Here is a 20,534-nt window from a genome sequence, read left to right as displayed (position 1 = left end):
ATGCCCCGCACCCGGCTCTATCGCAATGGCGCACTCGAACGCGACGACGTGCCCTGGTCCCAGACCCTTGAGTTGTTGCACGATGAGACCGCCGTGCTGTGGATCGACTACGTCGCCCCCAGCGAGGAGCAGCTCGCGCAACTCGCGCAGGCGTTGCAGTTGCATCCGCTCGCGATCGAAAGCGCCATGCATCCGCACCAGCGCCCCAAGCTGGAGCGCTACAACACCCACCAATTCATGGCGGCATATGTTTTGGCCCTGCCCGAGGGGGTAGTCGATCTGCAGCGACACGAGGTGGATGCCTTCATCACCCAGCGAGCACTGGTCACGGTACGCGCCGACGAGAGCTTTTCGATGGTGCCCGTTCTCGAAACCTGGGACGCCCATACCGAGATCGCAAGCTGCGGGGTCGACTTTCTGCTCTGGGGGCTGCTCGATGTCATCGTCGACACGCACTTCGACACCGTGCAGCGACTGGACGACGCGATCGAGCTGCTGGAAGACAATGTGCTCGACACCACACCCGATATCCGCATGATTCAGGAGCGCTCCTATCGTGTGCGCAAGAATCTCGTTCTGATGCGCCAGCTCACGGTTCCGATGCGCGACGTGGTCTCCTCACTGCTGCACCGTAACGTCGACCTGGATCGCCAGGTGCTTCAGCCGTATTTTCAGGATCTCTACGATCACGTGCTGCGCGCCGCCGACTGGACCGATTCCCTGCGCGATCTTGTGAGCACCGTCATCGACACCAACCTCACTAATCAGAGCAACCGCATGAACCTGGTGATGAAGAAGGTCACGAGCTGGGCGGCCATCATCGCCGTTCCCACACTCGTCACCGGCTTCTTCGGGCAGAATGTGCTCTTCCCGCTGTTGAACACGGTGGCGGGTTTCTGGGTGTCATCCGGCATCATGGCGGCGAGCGCCGTGACGCTCTACATTCAGTTCCGGCGCCTCGACTGGCTGTAGCGCCCCTACAGCACCTTCGACAGGAACGCCTTGGTGCGCTGGTGCTGCGGGTTGCCGAGCACCTCGCGGGGATCGCCCGACTCCACCACGACGCCGCCGTCCATGAACACCAGCGAGTCGGCCACCTCGCGTGCGAAGCCCATCTCGTGGGTGACCACGATCATGGTCATGCCGGTCTGCGCCAGCCCCTTCATGACATCCAGAACCTCACCGACAAGTTCGGGGTCGAGGGCCGAGGTGGGCTCGTCGAAGAGCATGAGCTTCGGGTCCATGGCCAGCGCCCGGGCTATCGCCACGCGCTGCTGCTGTCCGCCGCTCAGGTGCGCCGGGTATGAGCCGGTCTTTTCGGCCAGTCCTACCTGGGCGAGCAAGTCCTTGCCTCGCGCCACCGCCTTCGACCGAGAGACCTTGTTCACCCGCATGGGTGCCTCGATCACGTTCTCCAGTGCCGTCATGTGTGGAAACAGGTTGAACCGCTGGAACACCATGCCGATGTCGCGACGCTGACCGGCCGCCTCCTTCGGCTTGAGTTCGTGCAGCTTGTCGCCCCTCTCGCGGTAACCGACGAGCGTTCCGTCGACCCGCAGCCGACCGGCATCCACGGTCTCGAGGTGGTTGATGCACCGCAGAAAGGTGGACTTGCCCGAGCCGCTCGGCCCGACCATGCACAGCACCTCGCCCTTGGCGACAGTCAGCGAGATGCTCCTGAGCACGCGGTTCGAGCCGAAACTCTTGGAGACCTGCACGGCCTCCACCATGGGAACGTCGGTCATTTCGTGTGCTCCGAACCGTGGGCATCCACCTGTATTGCAGCCGTCGACCCCGTGACCGAGGCACCGTCGCCTTTGTCGGGCCTGGCCGCGCCGACGCCGCGCGCGAAACGCTTCTCGAGAAAGTACTGCCCCACCATGAGCACAGACGTGATGGCGAGGTACCAGACGGATGCCACCACCAGCAACGGAATCGGCGCGAACAGCGTGGACGCGATGTCCCGCGATCGCGTGAACAGATCGAAGCTGTACGGCACCGCCGTGACGAGCGAGGTGGTCTTCAGCATCGAGATGACCTCGTTACCGGTGGGCGGAATGATGATGCGCATTGACTGCGGAATCACGATGCGCCACATCGTCTGCGACCAACTCATGCCGAGTGCCGTCGCGGCCTCCTCTTGGCCGCGATCGACCGACAGGATGCCTGCGCGCACGATCTCGGCCAGGTACGCGGCTTCGTTGAGCGCCAGACCGATGATGGCGAGCGTGAAGAAACTCAGCGTTCCCTGGGTGGGCAACGCCACCAGCGGCGGCAGAAACGGCAACCCGAGCGTCAGCGTGGGGTAGATGACAGACAGCAGCCCCCAGAAGGTCAGCTGCACGTAGACCGGTGTTCCGCGGAAGATCCAGAGGTAGAACCAGGCGATGCTCTTGAAGACGGGGTTCGAGGAGAGCCGCATCACCGCCAGGATGAGCGCGAGAACAATCGCGATGACCATCGAATACACCGTGAGCTGCAGCGTATTGAGCGCTGCCTCCGAGATGCGCTGATCGAAGAGATACTTGGCGAAGATGTCCCACTGGAACGCCTTGCGCGACGCCGCATCCCAGAGGAACGCAATCAGGTAAATGATCAGAACGGCAGCGATGAGGGCGCGCCACGGATGCCGCAGCTTGACCGCCTTGATCACCTCAGCCTCGTCGGCGCCGTCCGGCGACGGAACGTTGCCCGTCGCCGAACGGCCGGAGCCTGCCTCGGACATCATTAGCCCTTGGTCGTGGCGTTGATCGTGATCGTCTTCAGTGCGCCGTCCTCAACGCCCCACTTCGTCAGGACCTTCATGTAGGTGCCGTCATCCACGAGCGCCTGCAGCGCCTTCTCGATGGCGTCGCCCAGCTTGGACCCCTTGTCGACAGCGAAACCGTACGGGGCCACCTCGAACGTCTTGCCGGCGATCTGCAGCTTGCCGTTCGACTTCGATATCGCGTACTCGGTGATCGGGGAGTCGGCACTCATCGCATCCGCCTGGCCGAGCACTACTGCGTTCGTCGCCTGGTCCTGGCCGTCGAACTTGAGAATCTGGATGGCGGCCTTGCCGGCATCCGTGCATGCCTTCGACTTCGCGGGAACCTCCGCCTGCTCCTCGACGGTGCCCGACTCAACGGCGACCTTCAGGCCGCACGCGTTGTCAGGGTCGACGGCGGGCTTGTCTTTCGCCGACGCCCACAGGATGCCTGCCGAGTAGTAGTTGACGAAGTCCACCTGCTTCTCACGCTCGGCAGTGTCAGTGAAGGAGGAGACGCCGACGTCGAACTTGCCGCCGGTGATATTCGGGATGATCGTGTCGAAGCCGGCGATGTTGTACACGGCCTTCACACCGAGCTTGGCACTGACGGCGTTGAAGAGGTCGATGTCCCAGCCGACAGCCTTGCCACTGGCGTCCTTGGACTCGTTCGGCGGGTATGTCGCGTCGACGCCGACCTGCAGCTGACCGGATGTCTTCACCGCGTCGGGCAGCAGGGCTGCGGCGGCAGTGTCCTTGCTGATGGTCGTCGAGTCGCTCGGCTTCGTCGAGCTGCCCGTCTCAGGGGTGTTGTTGACGCAGCCGGTGAGGGCAAGCGCGGCGACCGCGAAAATCGCGGGGACCACAAATCGTTTTCTCATGGGGGCCTTCTCTTCGTTGAGCTGGTGATGCAGGGTGTTTTGAGGCTACCGCAGAGATCAGGCACTCAATCACCGCAAATCGCGCGCGTCACGCACGCATCCGCGCATAATCGCCGCGCAAACGCACGATTAACGCCACCACGCGCAGAACCGTTGAGATTCTGCGCGCGGAAGGCGTCGGAGTTGCCGACGACGATGTCTCCGCCGGCCACTCGGTTGTGACTACTCGGCCTTGGCGCCCACCGTGGCCTTCGCGTTCGCCTCGTATGAGGTGTTCGTGGACTCGAAGAAGTTGACCAGCTCGAGCGTGTCGTTCGCCGTCGCCATCCACTTGGCCGGGTTCGACACCTTGTACTCCGGCTCGAAGCCCAGTTCTTCCAGGCGCCGATCGGCGAGGTACCGCACGTACTGGTTGATGTAGTTGGCGTTCAGACCGAGAATGCCGCCGGGCAGCAGGTCGCGGTTGTACTGCTCTTCCATCTCCACGGCGTCAAGAATCATCTGCTTGATCTCTTCGGCGAACTCGGCCGTCTGCAGATCGGGGTTCTCTTCGAGCACCGTCAGAATCAGGTTCATGCCGAATTTGAGGTGCAGCGACTCGTCGCGCACCACCCAGTCCATGAGCGAGCCGAAGTTGCGCAGCAGGTTGCGCTGGCGAAAACTCAGCGCCACCATGAATCCCGAGTAGAACCAGATGCCCTCGAGAATCACGTTGTAGGCCACCAGGTTGCGCACGAAGTCCTGCTTGCCGGCGGTCGTCGTGATGTCGAGGGTCTCCTCGGTCATGCGCTTGATGAAGTTGACCTGGAATTCCTCCTTCTTCGCCATGGAAGGAACGTCGACGTGGGCGTTGTAGGCCTCGTCCCGGTTGATCGGGAAGGTCTCGAGCACGTACTCGAATGACATGCAGTGGTTGGCCTCTTCCCACATCTGCTTCGCCAGATAGAGGTGGGCCTCCGCGGCGTTCAGGTAGGGATACACGCCGAAGGCGAGGGCCTTGTTCACCAGCAGCTCGTTCGGGTTGAAGTAGCTCATCAGGAAGGTGACGGCGTGACGTTCCTCGTCGGTCATCTTCTTGAAGTCGGCGATATCTTCGCCGAGCTGAATCTCATTGGGGAACCAGGTGTTCGCAACAGCCTGGTCGTACAGATCCATCGCCCACTTGTATTTGACCGGCTTCAGCAGCAGGCCTTCCTGGATTCCGGTGCCCAAAATACCCATGTTGTCTCTTCTTTCGTTACATCAAAAGTTGCGGATGCCCGGCCTACTGGCAGGACTCACACTGCAACTCATCCATCGGGTCAACAGGCACGACGTACTCGTTCTCGTTCATTACTTGTCACCCCCGTTGCTGAGACCACCGAAACCGAAGCCACGACGAGGCGCGGCCGGTGCTGACTGCTCGGGCGCGGCATCCGAGGATCCGGATCCCGCGGCGACGCCGACGGGTGTGGCCTTGGCCGCGCCGAAACCCTTGCGTGCGCCGCCCGAGATCTCTTCCGACTTGTTCACCTTCACGGTGGACTGCTCGGCCTGGTGCCGCGGCTTGGAGTGCAGGTAGTACGTGGTCTTCACGCCCCGCTCCCAGGCCGCGTAGTAGATGTCCATCATGTCGCCGAGGTCACGCGTCTCGAGGTACATGTTGCGGCTGATGGCCTGGTCGACCCACTTCTGCGCCCGCGCGGCGACCTCGATGAACGCGTACGGGGAGAGCTGGAAGCTCGTCTTGTACACGGCCTTGATGTGGTCGGGAATCGCCTCGATGCCCTGGATGTCGCCCTGGCTACGCAGGATCGGCTCGCGCACGCTCTCCCACAAGCCCAGACCCTGCAGGTCGCGCACGAGGTTGCGGTTGACCTCGAGGAACTTGCCCGACGAGGTGGAGCGGCTGAAGATCTGCGTGAACTGCGGGTCGAATCCGGGCGTGGTTCCCGCAACCAGACCGATGGATGCCGTCGGCGCGATGGCCATGAGGGTTGCGTTGCGCATGCCCCCCTTGACCCTCTCGCGCAGGGCATCCCAGTCAAGGCGGGTCGTGCGGTTGACCTTGATCGGAATCCCGCGGTCGGCTTCGGTGAGCGCGATGGTGTCGAACGGCACCAGGCCGTGCGACCATCGGGAGCCCTCGAAGTTGGGGTACGCCCCGCGTTCCTCGGCCAGATCCACCGACTCGGAGATCGCCGCGTAGGAGACGTGCTCCATGATCTCGTCGATGAGGTCGTATGCCTCTTCGCTCTCGTAGCTGAAGCCCAGCTTCTCGACCACGTCGGTGAAGCCCATCACGCCGAGACCGATTGCCCGGTTCTGCTGGTTGGAGAAGTCGGCCTCGGCCACGCTGGAGAGCGTGATGTCGAGCAGGTTGTCCAGCTGGCGCACCGCGAGGCGGGCGCTCTTCTCGACCTGCGCCCAGTCGAACTTTCCGTCGTGCAGGTGGCGGGAGAGATTGATCGAGACCAGGTTGCAGACCGCCACGTTCTCGCGGTCCTGCGGCAGCGTGATCTCGGTGCACAGGTTGGAGAGGTGAATCGTGCCGGTGTTGTTGTTGAGCGCCCGGTTGTTGATCGTGTCCTTCCACGTCAGCCACGGGTGGCTGGTGGTCTGCAGGCTCATGAGAATGGCCTTGAACTGCTCGCGCGCGGTGATCTTCTTGAACATGTTCATGCGGCCGGCCTCGGCCTCGGCGACGTAGAAGTTGTACCGCTCGCTGAAGGCGTTACCGTAGAGCTCGTTGAGGTCCTGCACCTCCAGCGGGTCGAACAGGTACCAGGCGTCATCGTTCTGCACGCGCTTCATGAACTCGTCGCTGATCCACACCGCCGTGTTGGCCGTGCGGGTGCGGCGGTACGGGTCACCCGAGTTCTGGCGCAGGTCGAGGAACTCGGGGAAGTCCATGTGCCAGTTCTCCATGTAGAAGCACAGCGCACCGAACTTCTTGCCGCCACGGCTGACGGCACGCAGGATCGAGTCGATCGTGTGCATGAACGGGATCGGGCCCGTCGACGTGGTGTTGTTCGAGCGGATGGGCGAACCCTGCGCACGCAGCTTGGTGACAGAAAGCCCGATGCCACCCGTTCCCTTGGTGAGCCACATGACATCGCGGGTCGTCTTGGCGATGTGCTCGATGTCATCCTGCATCTCCATGACGAAGCAGTTGGAGAGCTGCGGGTACTTGGTGCCGGCGTTGACGAGGGTGGATCCTGCGGCCAGGTAGTCGAGGCAGCTCATCTTCTCGTAGAACGAGATAGCGGCATCCGTCGGGTCGGCCTCGTTCAGCGAGAGGCCCATGGCGATGCGCAGCCAGAAGTACTGCGGAACCTCGAGCGGATCGCCGTTGCGCGCCTTGATGCCGTAGCGGTTGTTCAGCGTGACCACGCCGATGTACTTGAGCAGATCGTCGTGCGCGGGTTCGATGGCCTCGGCCAGACGGGGAAGGTCGAAGAGCGTGGCGAGACGCGGGTCGAGCAGCTGCTCGTCGACGCCGCGCGCGATGTAGTCCGCAAAACCGTCGCGGTGAAGGGCGATCAGCTCGTCGTTGTTCTTGTAGTCGCCGAGAACACGCTTGTAGATCGTCTTGAGCAGCAGGCGAGCGGCAACCACGTCGAATGCAGGGTCATCTTTGACGTTCTGCAGGGCGACCTGAATCACGGCCTCATCGAGCTGCTGGGTGGTGATGCCATCGAAGAGCGTGAGCTCGAGTTCGCTGGCGATCTGGGTCACCCAGGTGATGTTCTCGTCGAGACCCTGCGAGGCATCTTCGATCGCCAGGTTGATCTTGTTCGCGTCGTACGGCTCGCGCTCTCCGTTGCGCTTGACGACAGTGATTGCCACAGTTTCTCCCTCTATCTTTCCAGCCGGCCGGCGTCGCGTACGACGCCGCTGCGATACCGGCTCCCCTGGTCACGCCATGCGGCGCTCCATACTGCTTTTCACGGCCTTTGGCGGGGTTTTCTTCCTCGCGCTCAACGGGCGTGTGACCACTATATAGCGGGTTGATCGCCAAAGGCCAACCCTAGATGTAGTGGGCGTGTCATCCACAGATGTGCATAACTTCGCGGACTTATACACAGGCTAAACGGCACCGCCGACATCCGCTCAGACGCGCGCGGCCAGCTACACTTGAGACCTTGTGAGTATCTATTCGAGCCTTCTGAAGACGCCGGGCGTCGGGCGAATCATCGCGGCTCAGCTCACGGCCAGATTCCCGTTCGGGATGCTCTCGCTCGCCTTTCTCCTGCACATCGAACGCGTGCACCATTCCTACGCCGCGGCAGGCCTCGTGCTCGGGGCCATGAGCGTCGGCCAGGCCGTCGCCGGCCCGCTGACGAGCCGCCTCATGGGGGTATGGGGAATGCGGCTCGTGCTGAGCCTCACGCTCGGCCTGTGCGCCGTCGCCGTCGCGGTGATCGGCGTGCTCCCCCTGCCAATTCCGCTCACCATGGCCGTCGCGGCGTTCGCCGGTCTCACCATGCCGCCGGTGCAGCCCGCGGTTCGCACCATCTATCCCAAGATGGTGAACTCCCGCCAGCTCACGCCGCTGTTCTCCCTGGATGCCTCGGCGCAGGAGATCATCTGGATCGCCGGCCCCGTGGTGATCACCTTTGTGGCCACGCAGCTCGGCACCGTCGAGGGCATCCTCATGTCCGTGGCGATCATGCTGGCCGGCGGACTCTGGTTCATCGCCTCGCCGGAGGTCGGCCGGGTGCGCATCCCACGCAGCAAACGCAGGCTCGGCGCGGTACTGCGCCGACCGCCCGTGATGCTGGCCACGGTCGTCGGTTTTCTCCTGATCGGCTCCTGCGCGGCTATCGAGGCGGGCGTCGTCGCGAACTTCGGCGAGGGCTCGCCGTTCGCCGGCATTGTGCTCGGCATCTGGTCACTCGGCTCGCTCGTCGGCGGCCTCGCCCTCGGGCACGTTCCCATCGGTCCGTGGGCCACCGCGCGACGCATGTTCATCGTGTTCGTCGGCATCGCCATCTCCATGTTCATGCTGTGGTCGTGGTGGGGTCTCGCGCTCACGCTCATCATCGCGGGGCTCGGCATCGCCCCGGCCCTGGCCGTGCTCTTCGCGATTGTGTCGGCGAGCGTCAAATTCAGCGACACGGCAGAGGCCTACGGCTGGGTGGGCACCGGGCAGCTCATCGGCGCCGCCCTCGGCTCGGCCCTGGCCGGGTTCTACATCGACAGTTCGGGCGCGGTCGGTGCGTTCTGGGTTGCGGGAGCGTTCGCGCTCGTGGGGTTCATCATTCCGGTCGTGGCCGTGCGCTGGCATCCCGACCTGCGCGGGCGCGACGCCAGCCCCATTCCCGACACCGAGCCGATAGCGGTTCAGCCCAGCTGAGCACGTCGGTTGAGGAGCGAGGAACGAGCGTCTCGAAACCCCCACGCGCGGCTCTGGTTTCGAGACGCGCTCGTTCCTCGCACTCCTCAACCAGCGTGGGGCGACCGCGGCGATAATGGGAGCATGAGCATCCCCTCCCCGATCCTGCCGCTGAGCGACGGCCACTCGATTCCCCAGCTGGGTCTCGGCGTCTACAAGATTCCGGATGCCGACGCGGCCACCGCGGTGCGCCTCGCCCTCGAGACCGGATACCGCCACATCGACACGGCGGCGCTCTACGAGAACGAGCGCGGAGTCGGCCAGGGCATCGCGGCATCCGGTATCGACCGCAGCGAGATCTTCGTGACGACCAAGGTCTGGAACGACCGGCACGGCATCGACGAGACTCGGCGCGCATTCGATGAGAGCCTGGACAGGCTCGGCCTCGACTACGTGGATCTCTATCTCATCCACTGGCCCGCACCGAAGCAGGGGCGCTATCTCGAGGCATGGCGCGCTCTCGAGAAGATCCGCGCCGACGGGCTCGCGCGATCCATCGGCGTCTCGAACTTTCACACGCACCACCTCGACCGCGTTCTCGCCGAGGGCGAGATCGCGCCGGTGATCAACCAGGTGGAGTTGCACCCACGGCTGCCGCAGACCGCGGTGCGCGCCTATGACGCGGCCCACGGCATACTCACCGAGGCGTGGTCGCCGCTCGCGCGCGGGCGCCTGCTCGACTCGCAGCTGCTCGCCGGCATCGCGGAGAAGTACGGCAAATCGGTGGCGCAGGTGGTGATCCGCTGGCACATCGAGCTCGGCAATGTGGTGATTCCCAAGTCGGTGCACGCAGAGCGCATCCGCGAGAACTTCGAGGTCTTCGACTTTGCGCTCGACGCCAACGACCTGGCGGCCATCGCCACTCTCGAGAACGGCGAACGCACCGGTCGCGACCCCGACGACCTCGACTGACCAACCTTCCAGCGGCCGCTACCAGCGCGTGTGGATGGCGGCGCGAAAGTAGCGGTCGTAGATGTCACGCACGCCGGCCTCGAATGCTTCGCCCAGGGGCGGCACCGAGCCCGCGGCGGCGTTGCCCCGCGCCTGCTCGATGGACCGGGCGCCCGGAATGACCGAGCTCACGCCATGCTGCTGCGCCACCCAGGCGAGGGCGGCCTGCGCCGGCGTGAGAGCCTCGGGCACGAGTGCCGCGAACTCCTGCGCCGCGGCAACGCCGGACTCGAAATCCACGCCGGAGAACGTCTCGCCCTGATCGAAGGCCTCGCCGTGCCGGTTGAAGCTGCGGTGGTCGTTCTCGGCGAATGTCGTCTCGGCCGTGTAACGCCCGGTCAGCAGTCCGGATGCCAACGGCACGCGGGCGATGATGCCCACCCCCGCCTCGCGTGCGGCGGGCAGCACCTTCTCGAGCGGCTTGAGCCGGAACGCATTGAGAATGATCTGCACGCTCGCCGTGCCCGGGCGGGCAATCGCGGCGAGAGCCTCGTCGCAGGTCTCGACGCTCACGCCATAGTTGGCGATGGCGCCGTCGGCAACGAGCGTGTCGAGGGCATCGTAGACGGCGTCGCTGGAGAAGACCGACGTCGGCGGGCAGTGCAGCTGCACCAGGTCGAGCGTGTCGACGCCAAGGTTGGCGCGTGACCGGTCGGTCCATTCGCGGAACTTCGCGAGAGTGAAGTTCGCGGCGTCCTGCGCCTCGCGCCGCCCCATCTTGGTGGCCACCGTGATGCCGTGACCGGGGTTCGCGGCAAGAAAGCGCCCGATGATCTGTTCGCTGCGGCCGTCACCATAGACATCCGCCGTGTCGAAGAAGGTGACGCCGGCGTCGGCGGATGCTGCGAGTACGGCGGTTGCGTCGGCCTCAGTCACGTCTCCCCAGTCGGCCCCCAGCTGCCAGGTGCCGAGCCCGATGGCGGAAACGGTCCGCCCTGTTCTTCCGAGTGTGCGCTGATCCATGACTCAAGCCTAGATGCGCGGTGGAGCGTGAGGTCACGCCAGGACCTCACCCGATGGCCGTTGCCACCACGCGGGCCAGCCGCTTGCGAATCAGGTGGTCGTTAGCCTCGACGCGGTGCATCGTCACGTGGCGCATCCGCTCGATCACCGAGAGACTGCCGGGCGCGATGAATGCGTCGAGCGATCCGTAGATCACCTCGACGGGCACGTGCACGGCCGCCAGGTCGCTGATGGTGGTCTGCTGCTCGATGCAGTTCTCGAGCGACTTCACGAAGGGTTCCCATGTGCGTTCGGTGATCTCGAAGACCCCTTTGATGGGCAGCAGCCGGCCCAGTATGCGTGCGTTGAGCAGCGTGAATTCCTTACGCCGTCGCAGAAACTCATAGGCGCGCAAATAGGCGCCCACCCGCGCCCGCACGCGGCGGTCACCGATCTCGGCCGGGGCCACGTAGATGGGCGGCCCCACGAGCACGAGCCGGGCGATATGCGCCGGATGCACCGCCGCATAGCGGCTCACGATGAGGCTGCCGAGGGAATGGCCGACGAGCGTGAAAGGTTCCCGCAAGCGCAGCGAGAGAAGCGTGGCGCGCAACGCGTCCACGTGCTCCTCCAGCGTGTATTGCGCACCCTCCGGCGTGGGCGAGCGGCCGAATCCGAGAATGTCGACCGAGATGACCCGATGGGTCGGCTCGATGAGCGGCACCAGGTTCTGAAAGGTCACGGACGAGGAGGCGATGCCGTGCACGAGTACCACGACGGGGCCGGTTCCCTCGTCGCCGGCGATGTGCAGCACCGGGGCCCGCCGCGAGCGCCGCCCTACCAGCTCCCTCAGCCACTCCATGCGCCCATTATCGCCGCAACCTTTCCGTGACCGTAACGAGACGGGATTGTGATCGCTCTCGGCGCTCGCCCTCGTGGCCTCCACATACGGTTGAAGAATGAAGCGCTCACTCTCGACCGTCGCGGTCGTCGCCGCCGTTCTTCTGCTCGCAGGATGCACGGCCGGCGGCACCTCCTCGCGCGCCGATGCAGGAAACGGTGGCGGCGGTCAGTCTCTCGCGCAGCCCGTGAAGCCGAAGGCCGCCAGCGGCACCGCGATAGACAGCGAATCGAAGAACGCCATCGTGCAACGCCAGGTCGTCACGACAGGCAGCCTGTCGATCAGCGTGAAGAACCCGGTCGCCGCCGCCGAGACCGCAACGCGCACCGTGGCGACCGCGGGCGGTCGGGTCGACGAACAGAGCGAACAGCCGGCCACCGACACGCACCGGGCCAGCGCGTCTCTCACGCTCCGCGTGCCCTCCGATCGTCTCGACAACACCATCGCCTCGCTGAAGAAGCTCGGCACCGTCAACGAGCTGACCCTCAATGCCAACGACGTCACCACGCAGGTGCAAGACACGGATGCGCGGGTGAGCGCACTGCAGGCATCCGTCGACCGTCTGCTCACGCTCATGAGCACCGCCACGAACACCAAGGACCTCATCGATCTGGAGTCCGCCCTCTCGAGCCGACAGGCCGACCTTGACAGCCTGAAGGCGCAGCAGGCCTACCTCAAAGACCAGGTCTCGATGTCGACGCTGACGCTCACCCTGCATCCGCTCGGCACCGTCGCCTCGGGCGCGCCCGACAGCTTCTGGGGTGGCCTGGTCGCCGGCTGGAATGCCCTGGCCGCGACGGGGGCCGGCGTGCTGGTGGCCCTCGGCGTTCTGCTGCCGTGGCTCGTGGTTCTCGCCGTGATTGCCGGCGTTGTGCTGCTGATCGTGCGCCGCACGAGGCGCGGCAAGCCGCAGAGTCCCTCAACTCAGGCAGCGCGGCCGACGCCCTCTGCGTAGGCTTGGGGCGTGAGTGAGAACGCGCCTGTGCCGGTCAAAGAAGTGCCGGTCCAAGAAGTGCCGGTCCAAGAAGTGCTGAGCGATGAGCTGCTGGAGGGCATCCGTTCGAGGGCGGCCGGCTACGACCGCGAGAACGCCTTCTTCACCGAGGATCTCGCCGAGCTGACCGCGGCCGGGTACCTGAAGGCATTCGTGCCCGTCGAGTTCGGTGGCCTCGGCCTGTCGCTTCAGTGTGTGGCCCACGAGCAGTCGCGACTGGCATCCGCGGCCCCCGCAACCGCGCTGGCCGTCAACATGCACCTGGTGTGGACCGGCGTGGCCAAGGTACTGCGCGATCGCGGCGACGACTCGCTCGAGTTCGTGCTGCGTGAGGCGGGCGCGGGCGAAATCTTCGCGTTCGGCATCAGCGAGGGCGGCAACGATCTGGTGCTATTCGGCTCCCGAACGGATGCGCGCCCCGAGTCCGATGGCGGCTATCGATTCGTCGGCACCAAGATCTTCACCTCGCTCTCCCCCGCCTGGACGCGCCTCGGCACGATGGGTCTGGACGCCACCAGCGCGGATGCCCCGAAGCTGGTCTACGGTTTCATCACGCGCGATGGCGGCGGCTTCGAGATCAAGGATGACTGGGACACCGTGGGCATGCGGGCCAGCCAGAGCAACTCCACGGTGCTCACCGGCGCACTCGCGCCCGCGGATCGCATTGTGCGGCGTCTCGATCCCGGCCCCAATGCCGACCCGCTCATTTTCGCCATCTTCGCCAACTTCGAGATTCTGCTCGCCGCCGTCTACACGGGCATCGGCGCTCGCGCGCTCGAACTCGCCGTCGCAGGCGCCAAGCGGCGAACCTCGATGAAGAACGACGGTCGCTCCTACGCGCAGGATCCGGACATCCGCTGGCGGGTGGCGGATGCCGCCATCGCCCAGGACGGCATCGGCCCGCAACTGGATGCGCTGGCTCGCGACGTCGACGCGCTGGCCGACCACGGCTCACAGTGGTTCCCGAAACTGGTGGGGTTGAAGGTGCGCGCCACCGAGAACGCGCGCTTCGTCGTTGACCAGGCCATCCGCGTCTCGGGCGGCGGCTCGTACTTCAGCGGCAGCGAGTTGGGGCGGCTGTATCGCGACGTGCTGGCCGGGCTCTTCCATCCCTCCGACGACGAGTCCGCGCACTCCACCGTGGCCAACGCCTGGCTCGGCCCGATCGATGACCCCGCCTGAGATCGCCTGTCCCTGGCAATTTGAAGGACTACGATCATTTATATAACCGATACGCTGCGACGTTCACACACACAGACCAGGAGGTCTCGATGTCCTTCGACCAACGCCTTTCCGTGCAGGAGATTGATGCGGCGGCATACGCCCCGATGCTCGCCATGGAGAGATACATTCACTCCGGCGGCCTCGGCGAGGTTCTGCTCGCGCTGATCAAGATTCGTGCCTCGCAGATCAACGGATGCGCCTACTGCCTCGACATGCACGGTCGCGAGGCACGCGCCGCAGGAATCGACGAGCGCCGCCTCGACGTGCTTGCCGGTTGGCACGAGGCACCGTCGCTCTACTCCGAGCGGGAACAGGCCGCGCTTGCGCTCACCGAGGCGGTCACGCTCATCGGCGAACGCGGCGTGCCCGACGAGACCTGGAGCCGGGCCACCGCCGCCTTCGACGAGAAGGAGATTGTGGTCGTGCTCATGGCGATCTCCGCGATCAATGTGTGGAACCGGCTCGCCATCAGCACGCACCAGGCTCTGCCCGAGCATCCGGCCGGCAGCTAAGGGGCCGCAGACCGATGGAAACGCTGGGCAGCGCCCTCGAGCGCGAGCACCGCGAGATCGACGGCGGAATCGAGACCTACACCGCGGCGCTTGCGGTCGGCACGACCGACACCGAACCGCTCGTGCGCGCCACGGACGGCCTGCGCCGACACATTTATCTTGAGGAGGCGTTCCTGTTTCCGCCGTTGCGCGAGGCCGGCATGACCATGCCCATCTTCGTGATGCTGCGCGAGCACGGCGAGCTCTGGCGCACCATGGATTCCCTGCAGGCGCTGCTCGGCGACGACACGCCTTCGGCGACGATGCTCGACGCCTGCCGCGAGCTGCTGGCGCTGCTGGATGCGCACAACTCCAAGGAGGAGCCGATCATCTACACGCAGGCCGACACGGTGCTCGACGGCGAGGCCAGTACCGAGCTTCTCGCATTCCTCGAGGCGGGACGGATGCCCGAGGGCTGGGTCTGCGCGCAGGCCTAGCGCCGGCTGCTTTCGGTTTCGGGCGCTGCGAGTGCTGTGACCTCAGCTCGTCGGCGCGTCGAGGGTCGGCACCCGCGTCGAACTGCCCGTGCGGGCGGCCTCGTGCGCCGTCTCGATGACCGCGAGCGTCTGCGCCGCGTCGGCCACCGTGACCAGCGGCTGCGCCTCGCCGCGCACCACATCCACGAAGTGCCGCAACTGGCTCACATAGGAGTTGCCCGCCAGGTGCGGCTCGAAGCTGCGGCTGAGCGGGTGGTTCCAGTCGGAGACGCCGGTGTGAAAGTAGTGTGCCATCTCGGGAAAGGCGAGCGAGCCCTCGGTGCCTGCGATGAAGAAGGCCGAGACATCCGGATTGAACGGATACGACGGGTCGTCTTGTGTCGTCTGATCCCATCCCCACGGCGCGACCACCGCATCCGACACGACGAAGGTGCCCAGGGCGCCGTCGGAGAACTCGACTATCACGCTCGCGGTGTCTTCCACCTCGTTGCCCCGGGCGGAATTGCTCGTTCGCGCCTGCACCGACACGATCTCGCCGCAGAGGTGTCGCAGCAGGTCGAGGTCGTGCACGAGGTTGATGAGCATGACGCCCGCTCCGGGCTTGCGGTGCCACTCCAGCTCGAAATAGGCATCCGTCTTTCGCGTCATCCACATGCCGTTGACGGCCACGATGCGGCCGAGCCCGCCCGAGGAGATCAGCTCGTGCGCCGCGTGAACGGCCGGGTGATGCCGCCGGTGATGCCCCACCAGAATCGGGGTCGCGTGATCCCTGGTCGCCGCCACGAGCTGCTGGGCCTCGGCAAACGAGGTGGCCACCGGCTTCTCCAGGAGGGTCGGGATGCCTGCCTCAAGCAGGTCGAGCGCCGTTACGACATGAACGGAATTCGGGCTTGAGACGATGACGGCATCGAGCTCGCCCCATGCGATCAGCTCGTGATGATCGGCGAACTGGCGCACACCATAACTCTCGGCCACGGCGCCGTTGACCGGATCGGCCACCGCCACGAGTTCGGTCTGCGGTTCCTGGGCGATGTACTCGGCGTGCAGGCGCCCCATGGCGCCGCTGCCGACGATGCCGATGCGAACGGGGTCGTGCGATGAACTGTGCGACATGCGTTTCCTCTCCCTTGAGGCGGGTCGATCGGCGCTGCGGCGCCCGTTGGTACTGCGGCGTCAGGAGCCAGCACGCCGCCGGGTGATCGCAACCGCGACGGCACGCCATCCGACCAGCAGGATGCCGAGCACCACCGTTGCGACAATCACGAACGCGAGGGCGGTGCCCTGCCCACTGATCACGCGGAACAGCATGCCGCCTATCACCGTGATCAACCAGATCGAGATGCCGGGCAGCGCGATGCCGAACGGGCGACGCCAGGCCTGCGAGGCGAGCCAGCCAATGGCCAGACCGGCCAGGAACGGCCAGAAGGTTGCCAGCACGCCGACGACGTCGAGGCTCTCTGTGTGGCTGGCGCGGCCGATGATCGCGAAGACGAGAACGAGAACGACGTCGAGCACGAGGGCCCAGACGACACGACGCGGGGAGACGGGGGTGCGGGCCATGCCTCCATCCTAGGCAGACGCGTGTGCCGGGTCCGCGCTTGGACCGACCGCAGCTATTTCTTCGCGAGCAGCCGCGTGACGCGCGGCTTCACCTCGGTCGCCAGCAGGGTGATCGATTCGAGCAGGTACTCCTGCGGCAGTCCACCGAGATCCATCTGCAGAAAATGACGCATATGCCCGAGGCGCCTGTGCAGCTCGACGATTCGCGCGGCGACGTCGTCGGGAGACCCCACGAAGTAGGCGCCCTCCCTTTGGGCCATCACGTCGAACTCGGCTCGAGACGGAGCCGAAAAGCCACGGATGCGGCCGATTTCCTCGAACGCCGTGTGCCAACCCGGATACCAGCGCTCTTTCGCCTCCCGCGTCGTTGGAGCGATAAACCCCAGCCCGGCGACCGCAACCTTGATGTTCGGTCCACTGTGGCCGGTCTGTGCGGCGGCACGGCGATACAGGTCGGCAAGCGGCGCAAAACGGGCAGGAATGCCGCCGATGACGCCGTACACCACGGGCAGGCCGAGCGAACCCGCGCGGGCGGAGGACTGGGGGCTGCCACCGGTTCCGAGCCAGATCGGCAGCGCACCGGATGTGGGCCGCGGCACGACCACCGCGTCGTTCAGCGCCGGGCGAACGGTGCCCGACCAGCTCACGCGCTCGCTCGCGTTGATGGCGAGCAGCAACTCCAGCTTTTCGGCGTAGAGCCGGTCGTAGTCGGCGAGGTCGTAGCCGAAGAGTGGGAACGACTCGGTGGACGAGCCGCGGCCGGCGGTGATTTCGATGCGACCGGGAGCAATGGCATCCGCTGTCGCGAACTGCTGGAAGACCCGCACGGGGTCGTCGGTGCTGAGCACGCTCACCGAGCTGCCGAGCGTGATCTGCCGGGTGGCCGCGGCGGCGGCCGCGACGACGGTGCCGGGCGAGGATGCAGGCATCTCGGGCGTGTGATGCTCCCCCACCCCGAAATAGTCGAGGCCCACCGCGTCGGCGTGCACTATCGCATCGAACAGGTTGCGAATGGCGCCGTAGGTGGTGTGCAGTCCGCCGTCGCTCGTGCGCTGGGTGTCGCCGAAACTGTATGCGCCGATCTGCATGTCGGCCTTCGCCTGGTCGCCGCTCATGCGACAACCGCCGTCGGTGAGTCCGCGACATCCGCCCGCGGCTGCCGATTGAGTTCGTCGATGAGTTGCGCACGGTCGTGCGCAGAACCGAAGATCACCGCGCCCGGCTGCAGGGCGCGGCCGGATGCGAGCGGTCCGGCGTTCACAACGTCGTAACCGAGCGCGTCGATGAACCGCATGACGCGCTGCGCGGCATCCGCATCATCGCTGGCAACGGCCAGTGCGCGACGCCGCGGATGCCCGGCGGGCAGCGCATCCTGCTCGAGTTCGTGGTAGCCGATGTGGTTGAGACTCTTGACCACGCGGGAATGGGCGAGGTGCTCGGCCACGACCTCGCTCGTGCCGCGTTTCTCGTCGGCGAAATCGCGCATGGTGCCGTCGGTGGGCTCCCAGTAGTTCATGGCGTCGATGACGACGCGATCGCTGAGCAGCTCCGCCTCGAGGCTGCGGTACTTATGCAGCGGTATCGCGAGCACGACGATATCCGCGGATGCAGCGACATCCGCAGCCGTCATCGCCGTGGCACCGGGCGCCATGATCTCGACGATGAGGGCGATATCTTCCGCACCCGACGACGCGGCAATGTTGACCGGGTAGCCCGCGCCCACCGCTGCACGCGCGATGGCCGTGCCGACCCGTCCCGCTCCCAGAATGCCGATAGTGGTCATTCGCCGCTCCTCACTAGGTTGATACATCAACCACCATAGCGCATTTGGTTGATCCATCAACTAGAATGACGTCATGGCCGATTCGGAACTCAGCGCACGCGAGGCGGATGCCTGGGCCAGCTATCAGCGCATGCGCACGCAGCTCAGCGGTCGGCTCGGCCGGGAGCTCGCCCGCGAGACCGGGCTCTCCGAGGCCGATTACGAGATTCTCGCAGCGGTCATCGAATCACCGGACGGCTCGGTTCGCTCGCTCGCGTTGCGCTGCGGGCTCGACTGGGAGAAGAGCCGGCTCTCGCACCAACTGCGCCGCATGACCGAACGCGGCCTCCTCGTGCGGGAGGAGTGCGTCGAAGACAACCGCGGTTTCATCGTGCGCGCCTCCGAGGCGGGCCGTACCGTCGCCGAGGCCGCCCGTCGCCACCACGAGGCCGCCGTGCGGCGCTACGTTGCAGATGTTCTGAGCACCCAGCAGCTCGACACCCTCGCCGAGATTGCGAGCACCGTGCTGGAGAAGATCGACGCGGAGGATGCGCAGACCGCGCGCTGAATGTCGCCGCCGAGCGACGCCGTGGTGCAGGCGGCCGCTCGGGCTCTAGCCGGATGTCCGGCGTGCGGTGCAGACTGGTGGCGTGCCAGAGCTGCCAGAGGTCCACGCGCTCGTGACAGATCTCGGCGCGCGCCTCGGCGGCCGCACCGTCGATCGGCTTGAGGTCGTGTCGTTCGCGGCGCTGAAGACGTTCGATCCGCCCGTCTCCGCCCTGGCCGGCCGGGTCATCGCGACAGTGACGCGCCACGGCAAGTTCCTCGACATTCCCGTCGGCGAAGTGCATCTCATCATTCATCTGGCGCGGGCGGGCTGGATCCGGTGGCGCGAGGGTGCACCGGTGCGCACCGGCCGACCGGGCAAGGGCCCGCTGGCCGCCCGGCTGGTGCTCGACGATGGCTCCGGACTCGACATCACCGAGGCGGGCACCAAGAAGAGCCTCGCCATTTATGTGGTTCGCCGCCCGGCGGACGTGCCGGGCATTGCGCGGCTCGGGCCCGATCCGCTCGACGAGGCATTCACCGAGCAGGTCTTCGCCGACATCCTCGTCACCGCTGGGCGGTCGCAGATCAAGGGCGTGCTGCGCAACCAGTCGATCATCGCCGGCATCGGCAACGCATACTCCGACGAGATTTTGCACGCCGCCCGCATGTCGCCGTTCAAGCCCGCCTCGATGCCCCCGGATGACAGCTCCCGGCTCTACGGAGCGATGCAAGCCACCCTGCGCGGCGCGATAGCGCGCGCGGACGGCCTCGCGGCATCCGAACTCAAACGGGAGAAGAAGAGCGGCCTGCAGGTTCACGGCCGCGCGGGAGAGGCATGCCCGGTCTGCGGCGACACCGTGCGGCAGGTGATCTTCGCCGACTCGAGCCTGCAGTACTGCCCAACCTGCCAGACCGGCGGCAAACCGCTCGCCGATCGCCTGCTGTCACGCCTGCTCAAGTGATGGTGGAGGCGGGTGGCTTCGGCCACATGCGTGAAAACTGATTGAGCCAGATTCCACTGAGTGCAGGCATGCGACCCTCAGCGCAATGCTCATCAATCGCGCGTTGCTAGTCGTGCGCGGCCGTTTTGCGGCGACGGCGTGGGGCCGCGGAGCGGGGCGGCGTGCTGCGCATGTGATCCCGCACGCGGGTGAGGATGTCAGCGAGCGTCTCGATGTCGGAACGCGACAGGGGTGCGAACAGCAACTCGTCGAGCACCGCGATGTGACCGGGGAAGACGGTTCCGAGCACGGCTCGCCCCTCGTCGGCGATGGTGACGGTGATGCTGCGCTCGTCGTCGGCCGAGTGCGAACGGGCCACGAGCCCGCGCTTCTCCAGCACCTGGGCCTGGTAGGTCAGGCCACTGCGGCTGTAGACGACACCGTCGGCCAGGTCGGTCATTCGGCAACTGCCCGTCGGGGAGTCACCCAGGGTGGCCAGGAGCTGGAACTGCACATAGCTGAGGCCTCCGACCTCCACGAGTTGCTGCTCGACGGCGTGCTTGAGCAGGCTGCTCGTCTCGATGAGGGCGAAGTACGCGCCCAGCTGTGTGGCATCCAGGGGCGGCGGCGAGGAGCTCATGAACCCAGCGTATCAGTGCTTTGAACTCAAAGTACTTGCTTCGTATTCGAAGCAGTGCTAGCGTGATCGTCAGTTACT

21 protein-coding genes are annotated in these 20,534 nt (G+C 65.6%); 9 read left to right on the top strand and 12 right to left on the bottom strand.

Annotated elements, in window-relative coordinates:
* Positions 1-972: a magnesium transporter CorA family protein gene (locus ASC63_RS08870; RefSeq protein ID WP_055812105.1), complete on the top strand. Its 972-nt coding sequence runs from the start codon at positions 1-3 to the stop codon at positions 970-972.
* Positions 973-977: 5 nt separating this feature from the next.
* Here the strand turns inward: ASC63_RS08870 and ASC63_RS08865 are convergent, their stop codons facing one another.
* The 5 genes from ASC63_RS08865 to ASC63_RS08845 all read right to left on the bottom strand — a co-directional run bounded on the left by ASC63_RS08865 (position 978) and on the right by ASC63_RS08845 (position 7,455).
* Entirely contained in the window at positions 978-1,745 is a 768-nt protein-coding gene (locus tag ASC63_RS08865) for an amino acid ABC transporter ATP-binding protein (RefSeq protein WP_055812102.1), read from the bottom strand.
* Positions 1,742-2,728 carry an amino acid ABC transporter permease gene (locus tag ASC63_RS08860; protein WP_442915055.1) on the bottom strand — a complete coding sequence of 329 codons (987 nt, stop codon included), beginning with the start codon at positions 2,726-2,728 and terminating at the stop codon, positions 1,742-1,744. Before ASC63_RS08860 ends, ASC63_RS08865 begins: the two co-directional genes overlap by 4 nt.
* The gene (locus tag ASC63_RS08855; RefSeq protein WP_055812097.1) at positions 2,728-3,627 is read right to left on the bottom strand and encodes an ABC transporter substrate-binding protein; all 900 of its coding nucleotides are present in this window, start codon (positions 3,625-3,627) and stop codon (positions 2,728-2,730) included. The genes ASC63_RS08860 and ASC63_RS08855 overlap by 1 nt, the downstream gene beginning before the upstream one ends.
* Before the next feature lie 222 nt (positions 3,628-3,849).
* Entirely contained in the window at positions 3,850-4,848 is a 999-nt protein-coding gene (locus ASC63_RS08850; RefSeq protein ID WP_055812094.1) for a ribonucleotide-diphosphate reductase subunit beta, read from the bottom strand.
* A 111-nt stretch (positions 4,849-4,959) separates the two neighbouring features.
* Entirely contained in the window at positions 4,960-7,455 is a 2,496-nt protein-coding gene (locus ASC63_RS08845; RefSeq protein WP_055812091.1) for a ribonucleoside-diphosphate reductase subunit alpha, read from the bottom strand.
* Positions 7,456-7,753: 298 nt separating this feature from the next.
* On the opposite strand from ASC63_RS08845, the gene ASC63_RS08840 reads away from it, so the two are divergent.
* Together ASC63_RS08840 and ASC63_RS08835 are read left to right on the top strand one after the other, a co-directional pair.
* Positions 7,754-8,965 (top strand): MFS transporter, encoded by a 1,212-nt coding sequence (locus ASC63_RS08840; RefSeq protein WP_055812089.1) that lies wholly within the window; start codon positions 7,754-7,756, stop codon positions 8,963-8,965.
* A gap of 123 nt (positions 8,966-9,088) precedes the next feature.
* Positions 9,089-9,916, top strand: coding sequence for an aldo/keto reductase (locus ASC63_RS08835; protein ID WP_055812086.1), 828 nt, complete (start codon positions 9,089-9,091; stop codon positions 9,914-9,916).
* Positions 9,917-9,934: 18 nt separating this feature from the next.
* Here the strand turns inward: ASC63_RS08835 and ASC63_RS08830 are convergent, their stop codons facing one another.
* Positions 9,935-10,918, bottom strand: a complete 984-nt coding sequence (locus ASC63_RS08830; RefSeq protein WP_055812081.1) for an aldo/keto reductase — start codon at positions 10,916-10,918, stop codon at positions 9,935-9,937.
* Positions 10,919-10,964: 46 nt separating this feature from the next.
* Positions 10,965-11,759: an alpha/beta fold hydrolase gene (locus ASC63_RS08825; protein WP_055812079.1), complete on the bottom strand. Its 795-nt coding sequence runs from the start codon at positions 11,757-11,759 to the stop codon at positions 10,965-10,967.
* 97 nt (positions 11,760-11,856) lie between these two features.
* Between ASC63_RS08825 and ASC63_RS08820 the strand changes: the two genes are divergently transcribed.
* From ASC63_RS08820 to ASC63_RS08805, 4 genes are all read left to right on the top strand, one after another.
* The gene (locus ASC63_RS08820; RefSeq protein ID WP_055812076.1) at positions 11,857-12,753 is read left to right on the top strand and encodes a DUF4349 domain-containing protein; all 897 of its coding nucleotides are present in this window, start codon (positions 11,857-11,859) and stop codon (positions 12,751-12,753) included.
* Positions 12,754-12,810: 57 nt separating this feature from the next.
* The gene (locus ASC63_RS08815; protein ID WP_157487710.1) at positions 12,811-13,974 is read left to right on the top strand and encodes an acyl-CoA dehydrogenase family protein; all 1,164 of its coding nucleotides are present in this window, start codon (positions 12,811-12,813) and stop codon (positions 13,972-13,974) included.
* A gap of 89 nt (positions 13,975-14,063) precedes the next feature.
* On the top strand, positions 14,064-14,528 hold the full coding sequence (locus tag ASC63_RS08810; protein WP_055812073.1) for a carboxymuconolactone decarboxylase family protein: 465 nt from the start codon (positions 14,064-14,066) through the stop codon (positions 14,526-14,528).
* A gap of 14 nt (positions 14,529-14,542) precedes the next feature.
* Entirely contained in the window at positions 14,543-15,004 is a 462-nt protein-coding gene (locus ASC63_RS08805) for a hemerythrin domain-containing protein (RefSeq protein ID WP_055812071.1), read from the top strand.
* Between the two features lie 42 nt (positions 15,005-15,046).
* On the opposite strand, the gene ASC63_RS08800 is transcribed toward ASC63_RS08805, so the two are convergent.
* The 4 genes from ASC63_RS08800 to ASC63_RS08785 are packed head-to-tail and all read right to left on the bottom strand — an operon-like array spanning position 15,047 to position 18,374.
* A complete protein-coding gene (locus ASC63_RS08800) occupies positions 15,047-16,117 on the bottom strand; it encodes a Gfo/Idh/MocA family protein (protein WP_055812069.1) in 1,071 nt (356 codons plus the stop codon).
* A gap of 60 nt (positions 16,118-16,177) precedes the next feature.
* Positions 16,178-16,564 (bottom strand): DUF3054 domain-containing protein, encoded by a 387-nt coding sequence (locus ASC63_RS08795; RefSeq protein ID WP_055812066.1) that lies wholly within the window; start codon positions 16,562-16,564, stop codon positions 16,178-16,180.
* A gap of 53 nt (positions 16,565-16,617) precedes the next feature.
* Positions 16,618-17,679 carry an LLM class flavin-dependent oxidoreductase gene (locus ASC63_RS08790; RefSeq protein ID WP_235492026.1) on the bottom strand — a complete coding sequence of 354 codons (1,062 nt, stop codon included), beginning with the start codon at positions 17,677-17,679 and terminating at the stop codon, positions 16,618-16,620.
* Positions 17,676-18,374, bottom strand: a complete 699-nt coding sequence (locus ASC63_RS08785; protein WP_082487422.1) for an NADPH-dependent F420 reductase — start codon at positions 18,372-18,374, stop codon at positions 17,676-17,678. The genes ASC63_RS08790 and ASC63_RS08785 overlap by 4 nt, the downstream gene beginning before the upstream one ends.
* Before the next feature lie 46 nt (positions 18,375-18,420).
* On the opposite strand from ASC63_RS08785, the gene ASC63_RS08780 reads away from it, so the two are divergent.
* On the top strand, positions 18,421-18,894 hold the full coding sequence (locus ASC63_RS08780; protein WP_055812060.1) for a MarR family winged helix-turn-helix transcriptional regulator: 474 nt from the start codon (positions 18,421-18,423) through the stop codon (positions 18,892-18,894).
* Positions 18,895-18,976: 82 nt separating this feature from the next.
* Positions 18,977-19,837: an Fpg/Nei family DNA glycosylase gene (locus ASC63_RS08775; RefSeq protein ID WP_055812056.1), complete on the top strand. Its 861-nt coding sequence runs from the start codon at positions 18,977-18,979 to the stop codon at positions 19,835-19,837.
* A gap of 106 nt (positions 19,838-19,943) precedes the next feature.
* On the opposite strand, the gene ASC63_RS08770 is transcribed toward ASC63_RS08775, so the two are convergent.
* Positions 19,944-20,456: a MarR family winged helix-turn-helix transcriptional regulator gene (locus tag ASC63_RS08770; protein WP_055812053.1), complete on the bottom strand. Its 513-nt coding sequence runs from the start codon at positions 20,454-20,456 to the stop codon at positions 19,944-19,946.
* Positions 20,457-20,534 lie beyond the last annotated feature (78 nt).

The sequence above is a fragment of the Leifsonia sp. Root112D2 genome (assembly GCF_001424905.1).
Lineage (GTDB): Bacteria > Actinomycetota > Actinomycetes > Actinomycetales > Microbacteriaceae > Root112D2.
This window is presented reverse-complemented; position numbering and strand designations above follow the sequence as displayed.